The 23,371-nt window shown below is 70.5% G+C and carries 13 protein-coding genes; 12 read left to right on the top strand and 1 reads right to left on the bottom strand.

What is annotated here, in order from left to right; all coding sequences use genetic code 11:
* Positions 1-51 precede the first annotated feature (51 nt).
* From recQ to ABTU82_RS09790, 7 genes are all read left to right on the top strand, one after another.
* Positions 52-2,154 (top strand): DNA helicase RecQ, encoded by a 2,103-nt coding sequence (gene recQ, locus ABTU82_RS09760; protein ID WP_407173152.1) that lies wholly within the window; start codon positions 52-54, stop codon positions 2,152-2,154.
* 65 nt (positions 2,155-2,219) lie between these two features.
* The gene (locus ABTU82_RS09765; protein WP_407173154.1) at positions 2,220-2,513 is read left to right on the top strand and encodes a hypothetical protein; all 294 of its coding nucleotides are present in this window, start codon (positions 2,220-2,222) and stop codon (positions 2,511-2,513) included.
* Complete coding sequence (locus ABTU82_RS09770) at positions 2,510-4,132, top strand: hypothetical protein (RefSeq protein ID WP_407173155.1); 1,623 nt, start codon at positions 2,510-2,512, stop codon at positions 4,130-4,132. Before ABTU82_RS09765 ends, ABTU82_RS09770 begins: the two co-directional genes overlap by 4 nt.
* A 4-nt stretch (positions 4,133-4,136) precedes the next feature.
* On the top strand, positions 4,137-4,589 hold the full coding sequence (locus ABTU82_RS09775) for a hypothetical protein (protein WP_116647150.1): 453 nt from the start codon (positions 4,137-4,139) through the stop codon (positions 4,587-4,589).
* Positions 4,586-5,041, top strand: coding sequence for a hypothetical protein (locus ABTU82_RS09780; RefSeq protein ID WP_407173157.1), 456 nt, complete (start codon positions 4,586-4,588; stop codon positions 5,039-5,041). Before ABTU82_RS09775 ends, ABTU82_RS09780 begins: the two co-directional genes overlap by 4 nt.
* Complete coding sequence (locus ABTU82_RS09785) at positions 5,038-5,676, top strand: hypothetical protein (protein ID WP_407173158.1); 639 nt, start codon at positions 5,038-5,040, stop codon at positions 5,674-5,676. The genes ABTU82_RS09780 and ABTU82_RS09785 overlap by 4 nt, the downstream gene beginning before the upstream one ends.
* A 142-nt stretch (positions 5,677-5,818) precedes the next feature.
* Positions 5,819-7,924 carry an acyl-CoA dehydrogenase family protein gene (locus tag ABTU82_RS09790; RefSeq protein ID WP_407173159.1) on the top strand — a complete coding sequence of 702 codons (2,106 nt, stop codon included), beginning with the start codon at positions 5,819-5,821 and terminating at the stop codon, positions 7,922-7,924.
* Between the two features lie 48 nt (positions 7,925-7,972).
* Here ABTU82_RS09790 and ABTU82_RS09795 read toward each other — a convergent pair whose 3' ends face one another.
* Positions 7,973-8,287 carry a hypothetical protein gene (locus ABTU82_RS09795; protein ID WP_147894606.1) on the bottom strand — a complete coding sequence of 105 codons (315 nt, stop codon included), beginning with the start codon at positions 8,285-8,287 and terminating at the stop codon, positions 7,973-7,975.
* A gap of 251 nt (positions 8,288-8,538) precedes the next feature.
* Here ABTU82_RS09795 and ABTU82_RS09800 point away from each other — a divergent pair, with 251 nt between their 5' ends.
* The 5 genes from ABTU82_RS09800 (at position 8,539) to ABTU82_RS09820 (ending at position 23,352) form a co-directional block, all read left to right on the top strand.
* On the top strand, positions 8,539-12,078 hold the full coding sequence (locus tag ABTU82_RS09800; RefSeq protein WP_407173161.1) for an LPXTG cell wall anchor domain-containing protein: 3,540 nt from the start codon (positions 8,539-8,541) through the stop codon (positions 12,076-12,078).
* Between the two features lie 129 nt (positions 12,079-12,207).
* Positions 12,208-12,801 (top strand): DNA-3-methyladenine glycosylase I, encoded by a 594-nt coding sequence (locus ABTU82_RS09805; RefSeq protein ID WP_407173163.1) that lies wholly within the window; start codon positions 12,208-12,210, stop codon positions 12,799-12,801.
* A gap of 186 nt (positions 12,802-12,987) precedes the next feature.
* Positions 12,988-14,583, top strand: a complete 1,596-nt coding sequence (locus tag ABTU82_RS09810; protein WP_407173164.1) for a DEAD/DEAH box helicase — start codon at positions 12,988-12,990, stop codon at positions 14,581-14,583.
* A gap of 192 nt (positions 14,584-14,775) precedes the next feature.
* Complete coding sequence (locus ABTU82_RS09815; protein WP_407173166.1) at positions 14,776-17,139, top strand: ATP-binding cassette domain-containing protein; 2,364 nt, start codon at positions 14,776-14,778, stop codon at positions 17,137-17,139.
* Between the two features lie 150 nt (positions 17,140-17,289).
* Complete coding sequence (locus tag ABTU82_RS09820) at positions 17,290-23,352, top strand: Ig-like domain-containing protein (RefSeq protein ID WP_407173167.1); 6,063 nt, start codon at positions 17,290-17,292, stop codon at positions 23,350-23,352.
* Positions 23,353-23,371 lie beyond the last annotated feature (19 nt).

Below are 23,371 nucleotides of genomic sequence, written 5' to 3' on the forward strand. Positions count from 1 at the left end.
GCTCGTGACCGCGCGCAGGTCGGTGTCGGGGGCGCGGGTTATCGTGGGCGGGTGACTCCCGGACCCGATCGCGACCCCCAGGCGGGCGTGGCGATCGACCCGTACGACGGCTACGAGTGGAATCCCGACGAGCTCGCGCCACCCGACGACTTCGACGCGCCGCCCCCGCCCGAGCCCGAGGGCTTCGGCGGTGCTCCCGCCCGGAAGGCCGGGCCGGGCGATGCCGGCCGCCGCGCGTCGAACGCGCCCGAGTCCGCGGCATCCGTCGCCCGACGGGCCACCGCCCGCCGCGACTTCACGGGGCGCGACCCGCGCGAGGTGCTGCACGAGGTCTACGGCTACGACCTGTTCCGCGCCGACCAGGCCGACATCGTCGCCCAGGTCATCGGCGGAGGCGACGCCGTCGTGCTCATGCCCACCGGCGGAGGAAAGAGCGTCACGTACCAGGTGCCGGCACTCGTGCGCCCGGGCACGGGGCTCGTGGTGAGCCCTCTCATCGCGCTCATGCACGACCAGGTCGAGGCCCTCATCGCCAACGGCGTGCGTGCCGCCTTCCTCAACTCCACCCAGGGCGCCGACGAGCGCCGCGCGACCGAGCAGGCCTACCTCGCCGGCGAGCTCGACCTGCTCTACGTCGCACCCGAGCGGTTGAACACCGCGTCGGCGCTCTCGCTGCTGCAGCGCGGAAAGCTCAGCGTCATCGCGATCGACGAGGCGCACTGCGTGTCGCAGTGGGGCCACGACTTCCGACCCGACTACCTCGCTCTCGGCGACCTCGCCGAGCGGTTCCCCGGCGTTCCGCGCATGGCGCTCACCGCCACGGCGACTCCCGCCACGGCGCGAGAGATCGTCGAGCGACTGCAGCTGCCGAACGCCCGTCGCTTCGTGGCGAGCTTCGATCGGCCGAACATCCAGTACCGCATCGAGCCGAAGGTCGACCAGCGCCGGCAGCTCGTCTCGTTCATCCGCTCGGTGCAGCAGACCGAGGGGGCGGATGCCGCGTCGGCGCCGGCGGGCATCGTCTACGCCCTCAGCCGCAAGAGCGTCGAGCAGACCGCCGAGTACCTCCGAGGGCAGGGCATCGACGCACTGCCGTACCACGCGGGGCTTCCGACCGAGGTGCGCGCGGCGAACCAGTCGCGGTTCCTCCGTGACGACGGGGTCGTGATGGTCGCCACCATCGCGTTCGGCATGGGTATCGACAAACCCGACGTGCGATTCGTCGCCCACATCGACCTGCCGAAATCGGTCGAGGGCTATTACCAGGAGACGGGCCGAGCCGGTCGAGACGGCGAGCCGTCGGTCGTGTGGATGGCGTACGGCCTCGGCGACGTCGTGCAGCAGCGGCGCATGATCGACCAGTCGCCGGGCGACCGCACCTACAAGATGCGCCTCGGCCAGCATCTCGACGCGATGCTGGCGCTGTGCGAGACGGTGGCCTGCCGGCGTCAGAACCTGCTCGACTACTTCGGCGAAGCATCCGAACCCTGCGGCAACTGCGACACCTGCCTGCAACCCCCCGAGACGTGGGACGGCCTGGTCGCGGCGCAGAAGCTGCTCTCCACGATCGTGCGTCTGCAGCGCGAGCGGGGGCAGGCGTTCGGTGCGGGCCATCTCATCGACATCCTGCGCGGCGCGAAGACCGAGCGCATCACGCAGCAGGGGCACGACAAGCTCGCGACCTACGGCATCGGCGCCGACCTGTCCGACCAGGACTGGCGCAGCGTCGTGCGGCAGCTGCTCGCGAGACAGATCCTCGTCGCCCAGGGCGACTACGGCACGCTCGCCCTGAGCGAGGCCAGCGGGGGAGTCCTGCGTGGCGAGGCGCCGGTGCCGCTGCGCCGAGATGTGCTCGGCCGCAGTGCCGCGGCGGGCGGTTCGCGGGTGCGCAAGTCGTCGTCGGCCGATGCCGTCGACGCGGGCGACCGCGACCTCTTCGAGGCGCTCCGGGCATGGCGCGCCGAACAGGCCCGCGAGCAGGGGGTCCCCGCCTACATCGTGTTCGGCGACGCCACGCTGCGCGCGCTGGCGGCGGCGCGCCCGGGGTCGCTCGCCGATCTCGACGGGGTCACCGGCATCGGCGCGAAGAAGCGCGAAGCCTACGGCGAGGGCGTGCTCGCCGTCGTCGCCGCGCACGGAGCGACACCCCGGTGATCGCTCCGCGCGCTCGCTAGACTCGGGCTCGAGCCACCCGACCGACGAACCGCTGAGGGGGACCGGTGAGCGACTTCGAGCTGGATCTCACGGAGCTGCGTGCGGCCAAGAGCCGGGTCGTCGGTGCGCTGGCGACGTTCCAGAGTGCCGATCGGGTGGGTGATGACCTCGGGGCCCTCACCGGCGAGTATCGCCTGGAGCGCACCGTGCGCGACTTCGCCGGCAACTGGGACCACAACCGCGGCAAGCTCGAGGAACAGCTCACGACCGTCCGTGACTGGCTGCAGGCCATCGACGAGACGATGACCGAGCTCGACCGGAGCATGGCCGAGGCGAGCGACACGGACGGCGCCCCGTGAGCTCGGGACTCGCCGTCGACTACGAAGACGTCTTCGCCGGGCGTCCCGCCGAGCTCGAGACGCGCGCGCGAAACCTCCAGCTCACCGCCGAGGCCATCTCGCGCGCCGCCGAAGCTCTGCTCGACCTGGTCGACGGGCAGACCGCCCAGTCGATCGATGCCGTCCGAGGCTCGGCGGACGACGCATCGGCCGGGCTCCGGCGCGCACACGGTCGTTACGACGGAACGGCGACGGCGCTGACCACGTTCGCCGTCGAACTCGAGACGATCCAGGCGACGGCACGCAGCGCGGTCAGCGATGCCGACGCCGAGACCGACCGCTCGTACCGGCTCGAATCCGAGATCGGCGACCTCCGCAACGAGCTCGTCCAGGCCGAGGCGGCGGGCGAGTCCACGACCGCGCTCGACGAACGGATGCTGTCGGCGGCGGGTGATCTCGCCGATGCCCGCGGTGCGGTCGACGCTGCGCGACGGGTGCTCAACGATGCGCGTCAGCAGATCTACGACGCGGCCGACCGGGCGATCGGCGCGATCGAGACGGCGATCGAGGACGGCGCCGACTCGTTCGGAGACAACTGGGACCAGTTCTGGTCGCCGGTCGGGGATTTCTTCGAGATGGTCGGCGAGTGGGCGTCGCAGGTGCTGTCGGTCGTCGTCGACGCGCTCATGGAGGCACTCAGCGCGCTCGTCTCGGCGCTCGTGGTGATCGCTCTGCTGCTGGTCGCCGCGCTCGTGGTCGGGCTCGTCGTCGCCTCGTTCGGTCTGGTCGGTCTCCTGCTCCTCGGAGGTCTGCTGGCTGCAGCGCTCCTGCTCGCGGTGCTCTCCGAGACGGTGGGGCGGTCCCAGCAGACCTCCGGCGGATGGACCAGCGGGGCGCCGACGGACGATGCCGATGCCGACGCCGACAACGATCGGCTCGAAGCACGCGACTACCAGGGCGTCATGGCGCAGCTCGCCGAGCAGGATTCCGCGAGCGCCGACGGCACCAGCACCGAGATCCGCGTCGTCGCCGTCCGCAACGCCGCGGGGGAGATCGTCTCGTGGCGGGTGCAGCTGCCGAGCACGCAGAACTGGAACCCGCTCAACAGCGGCGGCTCACTCAACGATCTGCGCGCCGACGTCATGCTCTCGATGTTCCCGGGCGTTCCGACCCAGTATGAGCACGCGGTATGGGATGCGATGACCGAGGCGGGCGTTTTCGAGAGCGACGCGCCCATCATGTTCACGGGGTGGTCGCTGGGCGGCATGATGGCGGGCGACCTCGCCACCGACCCCCGCGTCGTCGATCGGGTCGACTCGGTGTTCGCCGCGGGCTCGGCGATCGACAAGCACTACTCGGCGATGCCGCCCGACGTGCGCGTCACGCAGATCAACAACGGCATCGACCCCGTGCACACGCTCGAGTTCCTCGGCCTCGAGCCCGTCGACTACGTGCGCCTCGACAACGACTGGCAGACCTACCGCCCGCTCGTGTGGCCGATCCACGACTCGACGATGTACGGCGCCGAGGCGGAGCGGTATCTTCCCGAGCCTCGTCAGGGCGACGAGATCTTCTTCGCCGACCCCGACGAGGGAAGCTATGAGGACGTCTATTCGGCGTCCTACACGAGAGGTTCCTAGACGCATGAGATCGATCCGAGTCGTCCTGGGCGTCGCACTGACGCTGGGTGCCCTGTCGCTGGCGGGATGCGCGGCATCGCCGGACATGGGCGATCTCGCGGCCCACCTCGAGGAGGTCGACGGCGTCAATGCGGTCTCGGCCGACGTGGGGCATCCGGGGGCACCGTGGAACACCGAGGTCGTCGTGCGGCTGTTCGTTGACGACCCGAGCGACGCCGAATTCACCTCGGTCATCCGAGGAGCGATCCCCGCCCTGGCCGATGACCCCACGACGGCCCGTCACGGGGCGACGGTGATGTTCATCGACGGTGTCCCGGGCGACTACGACAACAGCGGCCAGGAGCTTCGCGGCAAAGTGAGGCCCAGTTCGAAGGTCTACGACGAGCTGGGGCTCGAATTCGGCGAGTCGATGCGCCTGTCACCCGAAGACATCGCCCGTCTGGCCGAGGGCTCATGAGGTCGATCCGCGCGCTGATCGGCGTCGTGACCGTCGCCGGGATGCTGGCGCTGTCGGCCTGTGCGGCCGCCGATGTCGAACTCGGAGACCTCGAGGCCGAGCTCGCGGGTATCGGCAACGTCAACGACGCGACCGCGACACTCAGCCACCCCGGCGCGGGGCGCACGGAGGTGGCCGTCGCCCTCTACCTCGACGACGTGACCGATGCCGCGGTGGTCGGTGTGGTGCGCGCGGCGGCGTCGGTGCTGGCCGCCGACCCCGAGGTCTCGCGCCACCGCGTCTCCATCGGTCTGCTCCAGGGTGCTCCGTCCGACTTCACGAGCGATCAGCAGAGGTCGCACGCCCGCATCCGTCTCGACGACACGACCGCCGCAGAGCTCGGCCTGCGGTCGGGCCACGAGTTCATCGTGCTCTCGCCCGACCGGCTCTCCCGGCTGGCGGGAGAGGGATGAGCGGTGCGACCCCGACGCGTCGGCCGCCGGCGCTGACCTTCCAGCTCCCCGGGCGCTGGCTGGCGCTCGACCCGCGCGACGGCGCGTCGGCCGCGGCCGAGGTCGATGCGGTGACCCGCGAGGTGGTCGGGGTCGCCGACGACGCCGTCCTCGCCCGTCGACGCATCCGCGACGCGCTCGAGCGGGCAGTGGATGCGGCGAGGGATGCTGAGGCCCACGCTCTGTTCCTGTGCCTCGAGATCGTTCCCGACCTGGCCACCCCGGCTGCGCTCACGGTGCACGCTCCGTCGGGCATGCGGATGAGTCCCGCCGTCGGTACCTCGCCCGACGCCGTACTGGGTGCGCTGCTGCGCAGCTTCGAGACGCTCGAGGTCGACGGCGTCGAGACAGCCGCGAGGCTCGACGGCCCGCGCGCGAGCATGCTGCGTCTGGAGCGGACCTACGACGAGACCGTCGTCGACGCAGACGTCACGGCGACGGCAACCCGGTTCGAGGCGGACTACTGGTTCGCGGTACCCGGTTCGAAGCAGGTCGTGCTCGCGAGCTTCACCACACCACTCGGCGAGATCCGTCACGCGATGCGCAACCTCTTCGATTCGGTGGCGCTCGCCGCCTCGTTCGCGAACGCGCAGTAAGGGGCGCGCATCTGTCGGGACCGCACAACCGGTCCGTTCGCACGGGTCCGAAGGCGTTGTAGAGGGTAACCAAGGGTGTTGATGGAGCGTTGTGGGAGTCCTACCGTTGGACCATCCCGTTTCGCCGAAGAAGGTGCTGTATATGACCGACGCCGCAGTCCGTCCTGAAACTCCGTCCACCGCGAGGCGCACCCCGGCCGGAGGCGCGCCGACCGCCGCGCACACCGCGGCCGAAGCATCCGAGCCGCGCATCGACACCGAGCGCGTGACCGATCTGCTGCTCGGCACCTGGGGGCACGTCCGCCGCCAGGCGCGCGAGATGATCAAGGACCCCGCCTTCTGGCGCATCGACGGACAGACCGTGGCCGAGCACCGCGAGCGCGTGCTCGGACAGTTGCACCTCCTCGTCGAGAACAAGGCCGTGCACCGCGCCTTCCCGACGCGATTCGGCGGTGACAACGACCAGGGCGGCAACATCGCCGGCTTCGAAGAGCTCGTCGCCGCCGACCCGAGCCTGCAGATCAAGTCGGGCGTGCAGTGGGGACTGTTCGGCGCGGCGATCTACCAGCTGGGCACCGAGGAGCACCACGAGAAGTGGCTGCCGGGTGCGATGAACCTCGAGATCCCGGGCGCATTCGCGATGACCGAGACCGGCCACGGTTCCGACGTCGCCGCCATCGGCACCACCGCGACCTACGACCCCGAGACGGAAGAGTTCGTCATCCACACCCCGTTCCGCGGGGCGTGGAAGGACTACCTCGGAAACGCCGCCCTCCACGGCATCGCAGCGACCGTGTTCGCGCAGCTGATCACCAACGGCGTCAACCACGGCGTGCACTGCTTCTACGTGCCCATCCGCGACGAGAACGGGCAGTTCCTGCCGGGCGTCGGCGGCGAGGACGACGGTGTGAAGGGCGGCCTCAACGGCATCGACAACGGCCGGCTGCACTTCGACCAGGTGCGCGTCCCCCGCACGAACCTGCTCAACCGCTACGGCGACGTGGCCGCCGACGGCACGTACTCGAGCGCGATCTCGAGCCCGGGGCGTCGTTTCTTCACGATGCTCGGCACGCTCGTGCAGGGCCGCATCTCGCTCGACGGCTCCGCCGCCTGGGCGTCGGCGCTCGGTCTGAACATCGCCGTGACCTACGGCAACCAGCGGCGCCAGTTCGACTCCGGCCTCGGAACGCCCGAGGTCGTGCTGCTGGACTACGGCAAGCACCAGCGCCGGTTGCTGCCGCGCCTGGCCACCACCTACGCCGAGATCTTCGCGCACGACGAGTTCCTGAAGAAGTTCGACGGGGTCTTCAGCGGTCGCACCGACAGCGACGCCGACCGCGAAGACCTCGAGACCCTCGCCGCGGTGCTCAAGCCCCTCTCGACGTGGCACGCGCTCGACACCCTGCAGGAGGCGCGCGAGGCGTGCGGCGGATCGGGCTTCCTCGCCGAGAACCGCCTCACGGGCCTGCGGAGCGACCTCGACATCTACGTCACGTTCGAGGGCGACAACAACGTTCTGCTGCAGCTGGTCGGAAAGCGTCTGCTCGCCGATTACGGCCGGCAGTTCAAGGGCAAGGATGCACGCGCACTCGCCGCGTACGCCGTGGGGCAGACCGCGGGCAAGCTCTTCCACGGAGCCGGGCTCCGCCAGCTCGGACAGGCCGTCACCGACTTCGGTTCCACCGCCCGCGCGGTCGAGCGGGGTCTTCGCGGCGACCAGCAGCACGAGCTGCTCACCGACCGGGTGCAGCAGATGGTCTCCGACGTCGCCGGACGACTGCGCGCAGCATCCAAGCTCCCTCGCGATGAGGCAGCGGCCCTGTTCAACCAGAACCAGGCCGAGCTCATCGAGGCGGCACGCGCGCACGGCGAGCTGCTGCAGTGGGAGGCCTTCACCGACGCGATCGAGAGCATCGACGACGCGGGGACGAAGAAGGTGCTCACCTGGGTGCGCGACCTCTTCGGGCTCAGCCTCGTCGAGAAGCACCTCGCGTGGTACCTCATCAACGGGCGCCTGTCGACGCAGCGGGCGGGGGCCGTGTCGAGCTACATCGACCGGCTGTGCACGCGTCTGCGCCCCCACGCGCAGGACCTCGTCGACGCCTTCGGATACGAGCCCGAGCACGTGCGGGCACCGATCGCCTCGGGCGCCGAGGGCGAGCGTCAGCGCGAGGCGGAGCGGTACTACGCCGACCTCGAGGCGTCGGGCCGGGCGCCGATCCCCGAGAAGAAGGCCACGGCGAAGTAGGCACGAAGACGGCGGATGCTGCGAGCAGGGGAGGGGTCGCAGCATCCGTCATTCGTCGATGAGCCTCCAGGAGCGCACGAACTCCTCCACCGTCATCGTGGCGAGGTCGCGCCAGGTGTGCTCGAGCAGGTGGCCGGCCTCCTCGAACTGACCCGCCCTGACCCGCAGCACCTCGGCGCCGGTATCTCGCCTGCTCACCACGAGGTCGAGGCCCGGCAGCAGGTCGTCTCCCGCGCCACCGCTGACCGTCGACACGGCGAAGGCGAGGGCGTTGCGCCCCCACCGCAGGGCGGTCGGCATCTTCGCGCGATCGAGGCGCGCCTCGAGGACGTCTTCGGCGCGGGTGCCGGGTGCGTCGTTCATCGCTCTACTGTGCCCGATTCCGGCTCGGTGCTCGCCGAGAGTGCCCGAACGGGCCGAAGGTGCCCGACTATGCGGGCACTCTCGGCGCGAACGGGCACCTTCGGCGGTGGCCGGTGGGCGTCGGGGAAAGGGCGGCGGACGGGTGGGTGAACAGGTGGTGCCGAACGGACAGCCCACGGCGCTCCGTTCATAGGTTGGGAGGGTCGCTATGTCCGCGGCGCCCCCTGTCGACCGAATCACAGGAGTCACTGGTGCGAAACGCACGAATCACCGGATGGGGCGCAGCGGCGATCGCCGCGGTCCTCGTCGCGACCGCAGCAAGCCCCGCCGGCGCTTCCGTTCTCGAGGATGCCGCGACCGAGACGCCCGCTCCGATCGAGACCGCGGCTCCCGAGGCGTCGGAGTCTCCCGAGCCCGCCCCCTCTGCCGAGCCCGTCCCCTCTGCCGAGCCGATCGAGGTCGCGGTCGAGGACGTCACCGCCGCTCCCGCATCGCTCGCCGAGGCCGCGGAGCGCACCGTCAACGCCGCGATCGCCGCCGCCGCGGTCGGAGACCTCACCGTGACGGTCTTCGAAGACCGCTACCAGGACGGCGTGTTCGACGCGTCGAAGGTCGGCCGGACCGGCCAGAGCGACGCCATCCGGCAGTACCTGGGTGCCCCCACGCTCATCGCGTCGGACGGTTCCACCTGGACCGCCACCCCGCTCGGCGACACGTGGTTCTTCGACGACGTGCCCGCCGGCGGCGCCCGGCTGCAGGTGCAGTACCCCACCGTCCCCGTCAACGCCATGCTGTTCGATGCGACCGACCCGGCGAACCTCCAGAAGCTGACCCAGGTGGGCAGCAGCTGGGACCCGAGGGCCGAAGCATCCGTCACCGTCGGCGACGGGACGAACACCGCGCGCACGATCGGCATCTCGGGCATGCGCGTCGTGGCCGATGTGAAGCTGCCCGACGGCAGCCCGGCGACGGGCGCGACGGTCGAGCTCGGCGCGAACGGGGAGTGGCTCCCGGCGACCGAGTACGACTTCCAGCCGGGCAGCTACGAGCACCTCGACGGCGGGTACGTCTACCTCCTTCCCGGCGAGTTCGGAGTACGCGTCACCGCACCGGCCGGTTACCGCGTCGGCGAGGTGACCGCCGTCTCCTCCGGCGGCAACATCGACCCCATCCCGGTCACGTCGAGGGACGGTGCGTACTGGCTGCAGACCACCGACGCCTCGACCTACACATCGAACCCCACCTTCACGGTCACGCTCGAGGAACTCCCGACCGCCGACCTCGTTGTCACCGAGTTCCACGACTACTACGCCGACGGCGTGTACGACCCCTCCAAGACCGGACGCGACGGACGTTCCGACGCGAAGCGCGACCTCGGCCCCCGCATCCGCCAGTCGGACGGCACCTGGCTCGAGGCCACCCGCAACGCAGACGGCGACTTCGTCTTCGCCGACCTGCCGATCGGTGAGAAGAAGGTGGAGTTCCTCGATCCGAACAGCTACGTCAGCGCCGCCTTCTTCGACGCGACCGACGCCGCCAGCGCCGACGACATCGAGCGACTCCCGCTGGGCGGCTCGACCGGCTCGCCGACGGGGGTGGCCACGGTCGATCTCGACGAGGACGGCGCGAAGCTCGTCGTCGGCATGACGGCACTGCGCGCGGTCGCCGCGGTCGAGTACGCCGACGGCTCGCCCGTGCGGGGGGCGACGGTCGAACTCGGCTCGGCGGGGGAATGGTTCCCCGCCACCGAGTACGACTTCGCGGGCGGCCAGGGCACCTACGAAGCCTTCGACAGCAACGGCTACGTGCGCCACCTGCCCGACGAGCTCGGCGTGCGCGTGACCGCGCCGGCCGGCTACCGGATCGGCGCGGTCACCGCGGCGGACGGCGGAGCGATCGACGTCGTCGAGCGCGGCGGTGCCTACTGGATCGACACCGTCGACGCGTCGTCGTACTTCTCGAACCCCACCTTCACGGTGACGCTCGCCGAGGTGCCGACCGCCGACGTGCGCATCACCTCGTTCGACGACCGCTACGCCGACGGCGTGTTCGACACCTCCAAGGTCGCGAAGGACGGCCGCTCCGACGAGACGAACGCGCGGATCTCGCGCCTGGTCACGGCACAGGGCGCGATCATCTCGCCGACGACCGAGGCGAACGGCGACCAGGTCTTCGAGGACGTACCCGTCGGTGAGGCGAAGGTGTACTTCGTCCACCCGAACTCTGCCTTCGACAGCATCTTCTTCGACGCGACGGACGCCGAGTCGGCCGACGACATCGAGCGCCTCCCGAACGAGAGCGGCTCGGCGTACGCGCAGGCCGTGGCGACCGTCGCGGTCGACGAGCAGGGGTCGGCGCTCGAGGTGGGCTTCACCGCCCTGCGCGCGACCGCCGAGGTGGAGTACGCCGACGGCGCGCCGGCATCGGACGTCGAGGTCGAGCTCGGCTCGGACCGCCGGTGGTATCCGGCGACGGAATACGACTTCACCGGCGGCGAGGGCACCTACGAGGCGTTCGCCGATTCGTACTACGTGCGCCACCTGCCCGATGAGATCGGCGTCCGGGTCACGCCTCCGGCCGGGTACGCGGTCGCCGAGGTGACCGCTCGCGAGACCAACAGCGAGGGCGCCGGCGAGATCGACGTGCGCGACGAGGGCGGCACCGTCTTCTGGCTCGACACGGCCGACGCCGCGTCGTACTTCTCCGCTCCGACGTTCGTCGTCACGCTCGAGGAGATCCCCACGGCTTCGGTCGATGTGGCGTACTTCCTCGATGTGGCGCTCGACGGCGTCTACGAATCGGGCACCGACACCGCGGTGCCCGGCGCCGAGGTCTACCTGCAGGATGCTGCGGGCGACTGGTGGGCGACGACGTCGCTCGACGGCACCTACGCCTTCAGCGGCATCGCGCCGGGCGAGGCGACGGTCTACGTCGAGATCCCCGAGACCGTCGAAGCTCCGGAGGCCGCGGGGCTTCCCGGCCTCGAGCTTCCCGAGGCCGCTCTCGCGGTCTGGGACGCGACGGATCTCGCGTCGTACCGAGACGTGGTGGAGGCCGAGACGACCACCGTCTCGTTCGAAGGCTCGCTGATCGCCGCGGACGGCACGACGACTCCGATCGTCGTCGAGGATGCTGGGGTCGGCGCGATCCCGATCGAGGTGGCAGCCGACACCGAGGACTCCGACGTCGCGCAGGTGTTCGTGGGCGCAGCCGCGGTGCTGCAGACCGCCGCGGTGGTCGATGCGACATCGCTCGGCTCGGTGCCGGGCGCGCAGGTCGAGTTCCTCGCGAACGGCGCGACGGCCGCGGGGTCGGAGCTGGCACCGGGTTCGGGGGCGTTCATCGCCGCCGAGGACGACGGTGAGGTCGCCGTGTTCGGCGCTGCCGAGTACGGCATCCGTCCGACGGTTCCCGCCGGGTTCCGGGTGGTCGACGTCGCGGCGGTGAGCCTGACGGGCACCGTCCTCGAGGTCACCGCGCAGCAGGCGGCTCCCGCGACGGGCCGTGCGGCGCTGTTCGCCGCCGCCAGCGAGTACCGCGTGGCACCCGAGGAGGTCGGCGGCCCCGTCGGCGGCATCGTCTGGGCCGTCGCCGTCGCACCGATCACGGTCGCCCCGCCGGTGGTCCCCGGCGTCGACCTCCCGCCGACGGTCGGCCTGCCCGCGGGGTCGCCCGCGGTGCTGCCGGCCACGGGCTCGGACGTGAACCTCTGGGCGCTGGTGTTCGGCGCGAGCCTCCTGCTCGCCGCCGGCCTCGGCACGCGGATGGTCGCCCGACGCCGCGCGGCCTGACGCTGAATCACCGGCTTCGGGCTCGCCGAGAGTGCCCGTTCCTGCCGAGAGTTCCCGAACTTCCGGGCACTCTTGGCGGAAACGGGCACTCTCGGTGCGGTGTCGTTGGCCGGGGCTAGGGTGGCGGGCGTGGACGGAGACGTGCGGGTCGGCAGCGACGGTGTCGCGCGCTGCGCGTGGGCGGGCGACGACGGCGAGTACCAGCGGTACCACGACGAGGAGTGGGGCACCCCGCTCCACGGCGATCGCGCGCTGTTCGAGAAGATGAGCCTCGAGGGGTTCCAGGCCGGCCTCAGCTGGATCACGATCTTGCGCAAGCGCCCGCGGTTCCGCGAGGTCTTCGCGGGGTTCGAGCCCCGCGCCGTGGCCGCGTTCGACGACAGCGACGTCGAGCGACTCATGAGCGACGCGGGCATCATCCGCAACCGCGCCAAGATCCTGGCCACGATCGCGAACGCGCGGCTCGTCGAGGCCATGGCGCCGGGCGAGCTCGACGCCTTCGTGTGGTCGTTCGCCCCGCAGCATCCGTCCGCGCCTCCCGCCACGTTCGCCGATGTGCCGGCGACGACGCCCGAGTCGGTCGCGCTGAGCACGGCGCTGCGCAGACGGGGGTTCCGCTTCGTCGGCCCGACCACGATGTACGCCCTCATGCAGTCGGGCGGAATGGTCGACGACCACGTGGCAGGATGCTGGCGCGCAGCCTCACTCGTCGCCGACCGCTAGACTGGAAGCACTGCGGAGCGAATTCTGCTCCCTGCGTCGTCGAACGCAGCGGCGATCCCGCCCTTGACTTTCTACGGCGAACGGATGCGTCGACCCGACGCCTTCGCCATTTTCTCGCTCGCGCTTCTCGTGCGCGGCGAACCTATCCCGGACTGCGTGCGTTCGCGCGTGCAGCCATGGAGACGCATGTCCATCGATACCCCCACCACTTCTCCCGCCACGTTCGCCGAGCTCGGGCTCCCCGTCCCGCTCGTGCGCGTGCTCGCGGAGCAGGGCAAGAACGAACCGTTCCCGATCCAGTCCGACACCCTCGTCGACACCCTCTCCGGGCGCGACGTGCTCGGTCGCGGCAAGACCGGCTCGGGCAAGACCCTCGCCTTCGCGCTGCCGCTCGTGGCCCGCCTCGGTGAGAACAAGACCGCGCGCAAGGCCCGCCGGCCCCGCGCCCTCGTGCTCGCTCCGACCCGCGAGCTCGCGAACCAGATCGACGCCGTCATCGCGCCGCTCGCCGCCGCCTACGGCATGAACACCACCACGATCTACGGCGGCGTCACGCAGTCGCGCCAGGTCGCCGCGATGAACGCCGGCGTCGACATCCTCGTCGCCTGCCCCGGTCGCCTCGAAGACCTCATGGGCCAGCGCTTCGTCTCGCTCGAAGACGTCGAGATCACCGTGCTCGACGAGGCCGACCACATGGCTGACCTCGGGTTCCTCCCCGTCGTCACCCGCATCCTCGACAAGACGCCGAAGAACGGGCAGCGGCTGCTCTTCTCGGCCACGCTCGACAACGGCGTGGACAAGCTCGTGCGCCGCTTCCTGCAGAACGAGGTTCTGCACTCGGTCGACGAGGCCACCTCGCACGTCGCGGCGATGACCCACCACGTGTTCGAAGCCGCCGACGCCGAGGCCAAGAAGCACCTGGTCAAGACCCTCGCATCGGGCTCGAGCCGCCGCATCCTCTTCACCCGCACGAAGCACCAGGCCAAGAAGCTCGCCCGCACCCTGACCGACGCGGGCATCCCGTCGGTCGACCTGCACGGCAACCTCTCCCAGCCGCAGCGCGACCGCAACCTCGCCGCGTTCAGCGCCGGAACCGCCCGCGTGCTCGTGGCGACCGACGTCGCCGCACGCGGTGTGCACGTCGATGACATCGCGCTCGTGGTGCACGTCGACCCGCCCGTCGAGCACAAGGCGTACCTGCACCGCTCGGGCCGCACGGCTCGGGCCGGCAGCGCGGGCGACGTCGTCACGGTGATGCTCCCCGAGCAGCGCCGCGACACGCAGGACATCCTGCGCAAGGCCGCCATCAAGGTGACCCCCACCCCCGTCACGCACACCTCGCCCCAGGTGACCGCGCTCGTCGGAGACGTCGCCGAGTACGTCACCCCCGCGCCCCGTCAGGAGCCCCCGCAGCATGGTGGCGGCGGACGCTCGCAGGGCGCGAACGCGCAGCGCAAGCGCGCCGTTCGCTCCGGTGAGGCCCCCGCCGGTCAGGGCGGCGGCCGTAGCCGCCGCGGCCGCGGTCAGGGCGGCGACGCCGCTCGCACCTCTTCCGACGCGCCCCGCGGCGCAGCATCCGGTCGCTCCGACTCGTCTGCCGGCCACGCCGGTCGCGGCGGTTCGGGTGGCGGACGCTCCGGCGGCTCCGGTCGCGGCGGCGCGGGTCTGAAGGGCGCGGGCGCGCAGCGTCCGGCCGCCGGTCGCTCTGCCAGCGGTGCCCCCACGACCGGCATGGTCGTCGGCTCGCGCAGCCCCCGCACCAACCGTCGCGCGCAGGGCTGACCTCGCGCGCTCGCACCGCTCACGCGGTGAGATGCCACAACACCCGGACGTGCAGCACGCTGCGTCCGGGTGTTGTGGCATGTGAACGGGGAAAACGCCGGGAGCGGACGCGGCGAACCGGTCACGAACCGAGAAGCACGGCGTCGGCGGGGTGCGTCACACTGTGGGGATAGGACGAACCCGGGAGATCCCATGGCCGCCGCATCCGAAGCATCCGTCCACGTCGCCGACGCGCATGAGGTGATCCGCGTGGTCGGCGCGCGTGAGAACAACCTCAAGAACGTCGACGTCGAGATCCCCAAGCGACGGCTGACGGTGTTCACGGGCGTGAGCGGGTCGGGCAAGTCGTCGCTGGTGTTCGGCACGATCGCGGCGGAGTCTCAGCGCCTCATCAACGAGACCTACCCCACCTTCGTGCAGCAGTTCATGGGGCAACTGTCGCGCCCCGATGTCGACGCGCTCGAAAATCTCAGCGCGACGATCCGCGTCGACCAGGAGCGCATGGGGGCCAATGCGCGCTCGACCGTCGGCACGGCGACCGACGTCCACGCGATGCTGCGCATGCTCTTCAGCCGACGGGGCACGCCGCACGTCGGTTCGCCTCAGGCGTTCTCGTTCAACGTGCCCTCGGTCAAGGGCGCGGGGGCGATCACGATCGGCACCGGACCGAACAAGGGCAGGAAAGAGCGCCGGTCGTTCGAGATCACCGGCGGCATGTGCCCGCGCTGCGAGGGGCTCGGCGAGGCCACCGCGATCGACCTCGACGAGCTCTACGACAAGACGCTCTCGCTCAGCGGCGGCGCGATCAAGGTGCCGGGCTACACCGCCGACGGGTGGATGGTGCGGGTCTTCGGTGAGTCGGGCTTCGTCGACGCCGACACGCCCATCCAGGACTACACCGAGCAGCAGCTCCACGACTTCCTCTACAGGGAGCCGGTCAAGGTCAAGATCCAGAACACGAACATGACCTACGAGGGTCTCGTGCCGAAGATCACGAAGAGCATGCTGCAGAAAGACCGCGATGCGCTCCAGCCGCACGTGCGCGCGTTCGTCGAGCGCGCCGTGACTTTTCGGGCCTGCCCCGAGTGCGGCGGCACCCGGCTGAACGAGGGCGCCCGGTCGTCGAAGATCGGCGGGGTGAACATCGCGGATGCTGCGGCGATGCAGATCACCGATCTCGCGGCCTGGCTGCGCACGGTCGACGCGCCCGAGGTCGCCCCGCTCATCCAGGGTCTGCGCGAGACGGTCGACTCCTTCGTCGACATCGGCCTCGGCTACCTCTCACTCGACCGCGCGAGCGGCACGCTCTCGGGCGGCGAGGCGCAGCGCACGAAGATGATCCGTCACCTCGGCTCGAGCCTGACCGACGTCACCTACGTCTTCGACGAGCCCACGGCGGGCCTTCATCCGCACGACATCGAGCGCATGAATGCGCTGCTCCAGCAGCTGCGCGACAAGGGCAATACCGTTCTGGTCGTCGAGCACAAGCCCGAGGTCATCGCCATCGCCGATCACGTGATCGACCTCGGCCCGGGTGCAGGCCGGGCCGGCGGCGAGATCCAGTACGCCGGCGAACTCGCCGGTCTCCGCGCCTCCGACACCCTGACCGGGCGGCACCTCGACCATCGCGCGCAGCTGAAGCCCTCGACGCGGGCACGGAAGGGGGCGCTCGAGATCCGCGGCGCCACCCAGCACAACCTGAAGAACGTCGACGTCGACGTGCCGCTCGGGGTGCTGACGGTCGTCACCGGAGTGGCCGGCTCTGGCAAGTCGTCGCTCATCCACGGGCACCTGCCGCGCTTGGACGACGTGGTGGTCGTCGACCAATCGGCGATCAAGGGGTCGCGGCGCAGCAGCCCGGCGACCTACACGGGTCTGCTCGACACGATCCGTGCCGCCTTCGCCAAGGCGAACGGCGTGAAGCCGGGCCTGTTCTCGGCGAACTCCGAGGGCGCCTGCGTCGCGTGCAAGGGGCTCGGGGTCATCATCACCGATCTGGGGTTCCAGTCCACGGTCGAGACGCTCTGCGAGGTGTGCGAGGGCAGCGGCTTCTCGGATGAGGTGCTGGAGTACACCCTGGAGGGCAAGAACATCGCCGAGGTGCTCGACATGTCGGTGGGTGAAGCCGCCGAGTTCTTCCCGAAAGGGCCCGCACAGGTGACGCTCGCGCGCCTCATCGACGTCGGACTCGGCTACATCACCCTCGGCCAGGCTCTCAACTCGCTATCGGGCGGCGAGCGGCAGCGCCTGAAGCTCGCCATCAACATGGCGAAGAAGGGCGCGGTGTACGTGCTCGACGAGCCGACCACGGGCCTGCACCTGGCCGACGTCGACAACCTGCTCTCGCTGCTCGACCGGCTGGTCGACGCCGGCAACAGCGTGATCGTCATCGAGCACCACCAGGCGGTGATGGCTCACGGCGACTGGATCATCGACATCGGCCCCGGCGCCGGCCGCGACGGGGGAGAGGTCGTGTTCGAGGGCACACCCGCCGATCTCGTCGCCGCGGGGAAGACGCTCACGGGAAGGCACCTGCGTCAGTACGTCGGTGCCTGAGCGATTACCACGCCGCGCAGAGGCATGACAAGGAGTCGCCCTCGGTTCCTCGGCGTCGATGTCGGAGGTTAGGCTGTCCGGGCACATCACCGCCCGCGCTCCTCTGCGGGCCGCAGAGTCTTTTTCAGGCCCCCGGGGGAGGACGCCGCCATGAGATCTTTCGCATGGCTCCGCCGACGACGCCGCGCCATCGCGTCCGCGAGCATCGTCACGGTGTCGGCGGTCGCGATCGCGACCCTGGCGGTGGTCTACGAGGGCAACCCGACCACCGAGGTGGATCTCCACGACGGCGGCGTCTGGATCACCAAGCAGTCCTCGCTCATGGTCGGCCACTTCAACCACGAGTCACGCGTGCTCGACGGAGGCTTCCGCGCCGGCAGCGACGACTACGACGTCGCCCAGAACGGCTCGACGGTGCTCGTCACCGACGAGCAGAGTGTGACCACGGTCGACCCGGCGATGGTCGTGCTGACCGACTCCGCCGACATCCCCGCCGGCGCCAAGGCCGTGCTGGGCGGATCGACTCTCGCGGTGCTCGACCCCGCGTCCGGCTCCGCGTGGGTCCTGCCGTCGGCGGGGGTGTCCGGATTCACGGTCGAGGGCACCGAGCCCACGATCGAGCTCGGCGAGGGCGCCGACATCACGGTCGGACAGGATGGCACGGTCTACGCCGTCTCGCCCGAGTCGCGCGAGATCGTCACCGTGCCGCTCGACGACGCCGGTGAGCCCGGCGACCCGCAGCGACGGGGTCTGGACGGGATCGAAGCCGACGCCGAGCTCACGGTCACGGTCGTCGGCACGACCGCCGCCGTCCTCGACGAGAGAACGGGCACGGTCTACACCTCGGGCGGCACCCGCACGGAGGTGCCCCGCGCAGGCACGGCCGTGCTTCAGCAGCCGTCGCCGGCGGCGACGTCGGTGACGGTGGCGACCGCGACACAGCTCGTGAGCGTGCCGCTCGACGGATCCGAACCGGTCGAGACCGATGCAGGCGGCGACGGCACGCCCGCGGCTCCCGTCTTCCTCGGCGGCTGCACCTACGGCGCCTGGGGCGGGTCGGCCCGGTTCGTCCGCGACTGCTCCGACGAGTCCAACGACCTCGCGGTCGACATCGAAGACATCGATCCGACCGCGCAGCTGACGTTCCGTCAGAACCGCGACGTCGTGGTGCTCAACGACATCATCGGCGGCGCGGCGTGGATGGCCAGCGACAGCATGCAGCGCGTCGACAACTGGGAGGACATCACTCCCCCCGAGGGCGACTCCGAGGAGGACGAGCAGACCACCGAGCAGACGGTGGAAACGACGCTGCCCGAGCGCACCGAGAACAACACCCCGCCCGTCGCGACGGACGACGACTTCGGGGTGCGCCCGGGTCGCACGACGGTGCTGCCCGTGCTCGACAACGACACCGATGCCGACGGTGACGTGCTCACCGTGACCCTGCCCAACGGCAGCCCCGGGCTCGGCAACGTGCAGCCGATCAACAACGGCGCAGCCCTCCAGATCGCCGTGCCCGAAGACGCCTCGGGAAGCGATTCCTTCGTCTACCAGATCGACGACGGTCGGGGCGGCACCGACACCGCGACGGTGCGGCTCGACGTGCACGGCTGGGAGATCAACTCGCCCCCCGTGCAGAAGCGGGTCACCGCGGTCGTGGTGGAGGCCGGTGCGGCGGTGTCGTACAACGTGCTGCCCGACTGGACCGACCCCGACGGCGACGAGGTGTTCCTTCGCAGCGTCACTCCCGACGGCGGCGATGAGGCCGACTTCACGTCCGACGGGCGCATCTCCTATCGCGCCATCGGCGGCGCTCAGGGGCGCAAAGACGTGCCGATCGTCGTTTCCGACGGCACCGACGTCGGCGAGGGCGTTCTCCGGGTCGACATCCGTCCGCCCGGGTCGACCGTGCCCGTCACGAACGCCGACCACGTCGTCGTCCGCGTCGGCCAGACGGCGACGGTCGCACCGCTGACGAACGACACCAGTTCCAGTCGTGAGCCGTTGCGCCTCACTCGCGTCGACGAGGTCGCCGGCGCCGAGATCGTCCCCGACTTCGCGAACAAGACATTCACGTTCCGCTCCAACGCCCCCGGCACCTACTACGCGCAGTACCTCGTGTCGTCGGGCGCGAACGCCGTACCCGGCCTGGTGCGCGTCGACGTGCTCCCCGACGCGGACACCGATCTCCCGCCGATCGCCGTCCGCGACGTCGCTCTCCTCACGAGCGGCGCCGACGTGCTCGTGAACGTGCTCGCCAACGACATCGACCCCTCCGGCGGCATCCTCGTCGTGCAGTCGGTGACCGTCGACCCGAACAGCGGAATCTCGGTCGCCGTGCTCAACCACGAGACGCTGCGCATCACCGATCAGGCGGCGCTCGGCGAGCAGACGCGCATCGGCTACCGCATCTCGAACGGGTCGCAGACCGCCGAGGGCGAGGTGGTCGTGATCCCCGTGCCCGCGCCCGAGCAGCTCGAGCCGCCCGTCGCCAACGACGACCAGGCGGTCGTCCGCGCGGGCGACATCGTGACCATCCCCGTGCTCGACAACGACACGCATCCGAACAGCGACACGATGCACGTGGCTCCCGACCTCGTCGAGCCCCTCCCGACGCCCGAGCAGGGGCAGATCTTCGTCTCGCAGGACACCGTGCGCTTCCGCGCGAGCGATCAGCCGGGCACGGTCTACGCGACCTACGAGGCGGTCGACTCTACGGGGCAGAAGGACGCCGGGTACATCACCATCCAGGTGCTCCCGGCGAACCTCGAGACGAACCAGGCGCCGCGTCCGCGCGACATCACTTCGCGCGTGCTCAGCGGCTCCGAGGTGCGCATCGCCGTGCCGCTCGACGGTCTCGACCCCGACGGCGACTCCGTCGAGCTCGTCGGCCTCGACTCCGCGCCGACGAAGGGGCGCGTCTCCGAGACGGGCGCGAACTTCCTCGTCTACCAGGCCTTCGACGACGAGACCGGGGCCGACGCCTTCACCTATCGGGTGCGCGACCGCGGCGGGGCGGAGGCGACCGCGTCGATCCGCGTGGGAATCGCTCCGACCGAGGTGACGAACCAGGCGCCGTATGCGGTGAAGGACTCCGTCATCATGCGCCCGGGGCGCGAAGTCGCCGTGCCGGTGCTGGCGAACGACTCCGACCCCGAGGGCGATGCGATCTCGCTCATCAGCAACGGTCTGATCCTCCCCGAGGTCGACGGCATCCAGGCGAGGGTCGTGGGAGACCGCGTCGTCGTCACGTCGCCGAACGAGCCGATGGAGACCTCGCTCCAGTACACGATCCGCGACGCCCGCGGTGCCGAGGCGCGCGCGGTGCTGCAGGTGACGGTCGCCGATGACGTGCCGTTGCAGCGACCCATCGCCCGCGACGACCGGGTGCGCGCGCAGGACGTGCAGGAAGACGAGTTCGTCGACCTCGACGTGCTCGCAAACGACGAAGACCCCGACGGCACGACCGACGCCCTGCGCATCACCGTCGACGGCTCGGCGACCGTCAACGCCGACGGCATCGTGCGCATCCCGATCCTCGACGAAGCCCAGCTGCTCACCTACGCGTTGACGGACCAGGACGACCTGACGGCCTCGGCCTTCATCTTCGTGCCCGCGCTCAGCGATCTGCCGCCGACGCTCATCTCGACCGAGGGTATCGAGGTGCAAAGCGGTGAGACGGTCGACGTTCCTCTCGCCGACCATGTGCGCGCCGCGGGAGGGCGCACGGTCGTGATCACCGAGGCGGCGAAGGTCGCCGCATCCCACGCCGACGGGTCCGACCTCGTCAAGGATCAGACGACCCTGACCTACACGTCGGCGGCCGGATATTTCGGTCAGGACGCCATCACCTTCGAGGTCACCGACGGCACCGGGCCCGACGACCCGGAGGGGCGCAAGGCCACGCTGACCCTCCCGGTGACCGTGCTCCCGCCCGACAACCAGCAGCCGACGTTCGTGAACGGCCAGATGGATGTCGCGCCGGGGGAGGACCCCACGGGCCTCGACCTGCGGGCGCTCACGACCGATCCTGACGAGGGCGACCTCGACGGGATGCAGTACTCCCTCGTCGGCGGTGCGCCGTCGGGCTTCAGCGCCTCGGTCGACGGGCAGACCCTCCGCGTCGGCACCGACTCCGGCACGCCCAAGGGCACCACGGTCGATGTGCGCCTGCGCATCGACGACGGCGAGACCGAGCCGATCGAGGGCACCGTGACGGTGCGGGTGACCGCCTCCACGCGTCCGCTCGCGACGGCGAACGACGACATCGTGCCGCAGTCCGACCAGGGCAAGACGATCACCGTGCCCGTGCTGGCGAACGACTTCAACCCGTTCCCCGAGACGGCGTTGAAACTGACCTCGGCCGTACCCGAGACGGGCAGCGGCACGGCCGATCTCGCCGGTGACCAGGTGGCCGTCACCCCGGCGGCCGACTTCTTCGGCACCATGGTGGTTCGCTACCGGATTCAGGATGCGACGGGCGACCCCGACCGCGAGGTCGAGGGCCGCATCCGCCTCACGGTGCAGGGCAAGCCCAACGCTCCCGGTACGCCGACGGTGTCGAGCGTGCAGGACCGCACGGTCGTGCTGTCGTGGACGCCGCCGGCGAACAACGGCGCCGACATCACCGGATACGCGGTGACCTCCACCTCGGGCGCGTACACGAAGCAGTGCGCCTCGACGACGTGCACGCTCGACGGCCTCACCAACAACGTCGAGTACAACTTCGTGGTCACCGCCACGAACCGCGTCGGCGAATCCGACCCGTCGGCGCCGTCGGCCGTCGCCCGTCCCGATGCCCGCCCCGACACCCCGCAGCCCCCGACCCTCACGTTCGGTGACAGATCGCTCGAGGTCGCGTGGGTCACCCCGTCGACCCCCGGCTCGCCGGTCGAGTCGTTCACGCTCGAGATCTCGCCCGCCCCTCCGTCGGGACTCACGCAGCGGGCGGGCCTGACCGGCAACACCGTGGTGTGGGATGGTCTGGAGAACGGCACGAACTACCAGGTGCGCGTGCGCGCCCACAACCGCGCGCCCGAGCCCTCGAGCTGGAGCGGCTACTCGGCGGGCGAGGTTCCGGCCGGGCCCCCGTCGGCCGCCTCGGCGCCGACGACCCAGCGGCTCCAGCCCGTCGGGAACCAGGCTCAGATGCAGGTGACCTGGAACGCTCCCGCCTCGAACGGCGACGCGATCAGCGGCTACCGCCTGAACGTGATCCGCGGCGGTTCGGTCATCAACACGATCTCGGTCCCCGCGGGTCAGACCTCGCAGGCCGTCGCGGTCGATCCGAACCAGACCGACTACACGTTCACCGTCGCGGCGAAGAACAAGGCCGGATGGGGCGCCGACAGTTCTCCGTCGGCACCACGACGTGCCTTCGTCGCCCCCGGGCAGCCGACCGGGGTCTCCGCGGCGACGCCGACCAACGACAGCGCGATCGTCGTGTCGTACACGCCGGGCTCGACGAACGGTGCCAACAGTTCGTCGGTGAAGTACCAGTACAACGTCGGCGGCGGATGGCGCGCGGACTGGGACGGCTCGCGCATCACTGCGGGGATCTCCAACGGCACCCAGTACACGGTGCAGGTGCGCGCGGTGACGACCCAGGACGGCGCGACGTACGAGGGCGCTGCTTCCGCCGCATCCAACGCCGCGACTCCGTACGGACCCGTCAACCAACCGGGCGCGAACGCCGAACGTGCCGGCCAGTCGGTGCGCGTGTCGTGGAGCCCGCCCGCGGAGAACGGACGCCCCATCAACCGGCTGGAGATCCGCATCGACGGCGGCAACTGGGAGAACGTCGGCCCGGGCGGCGGGTCGCGCAACGTCGGCAACGGCTACGACCAGACCCACTCGATCACCGTTCGCGCGATCGACTCGGAGGGCAAGATCAGCCCCGAGAAGTCGGCGTCCGCGTCCACCGAACCCAAGCCCCAGCCGCGGGCCTGGGTGACGAAGGGCTCCTCGGCGCAGGGGCAGACCAACTGCACGTCGTCGTCGTGCGCCTACCTGGTGCTCAACACGAAAGACTTCCCCGCCGGCACGTACACGGTCTCCTGCGTCAACAGTCGGGAGGGCCGGTTCACCAGCGGCAAGTCCTACCGCATCGAGGCCAACGCGAGCATGCAGCTCACCTGCTACTTCGGCTACCCGGGCGAGCAGGCGTGGGTGCAGATCGACGGATTCGGCGAATCCGAACGCCAGACCTGGTAGCGCGAGAAGACAACGAGAA

It is taken from the genome of Microbacterium deferens (assembly GCF_045517775.1).
In the GTDB taxonomy this organism is placed as follows: domain Bacteria; phylum Actinomycetota; class Actinomycetes; order Actinomycetales; family Microbacteriaceae; genus Microbacterium.

Excerpts from the sequence above, each read along its gene's own strand:
- ABTU82_RS09810 (WP_407173164.1), top strand. The coding sequence starts at position 12,988 with ATGTCCATCGATACCCCCACCACTTCTCCCGCCACGTTCGCCGAGCTC.
- ABTU82_RS09820 (WP_407173167.1), top strand. The coding sequence starts at position 17,290 with ATGAGATCTTTCGCATGGCTCCGCCGACGACGCCGCGCCATCGCGTCC.
- ABTU82_RS09815 (WP_407173166.1), top strand. The coding sequence starts at position 14,776 with ATGGCCGCCGCATCCGAAGCATCCGTCCACGTCGCCGACGCGCATGAG.
- ABTU82_RS09780 (WP_407173157.1), top strand. The coding sequence starts at position 4,586 with ATGAGGTCGATCCGCGCGCTGATCGGCGTCGTGACCGTCGCCGGGATG.
- ABTU82_RS09775 (WP_116647150.1), top strand. The coding sequence starts at position 4,137 with ATGAGATCGATCCGAGTCGTCCTGGGCGTCGCACTGACGCTGGGTGCC.
- ABTU82_RS09795 (WP_147894606.1), bottom strand. The coding sequence starts at position 8,287 with ATGAACGACGCACCCGGCACCCGCGCCGAAGACGTCCTCGAGGCGCGC.
- ABTU82_RS09785 (WP_407173158.1), top strand. The coding sequence starts at position 5,038 with ATGAGCGGTGCGACCCCGACGCGTCGGCCGCCGGCGCTGACCTTCCAG.
- ABTU82_RS09790 (WP_407173159.1), top strand. The coding sequence starts at position 5,819 with ATGACCGACGCCGCAGTCCGTCCTGAAACTCCGTCCACCGCGAGGCGC.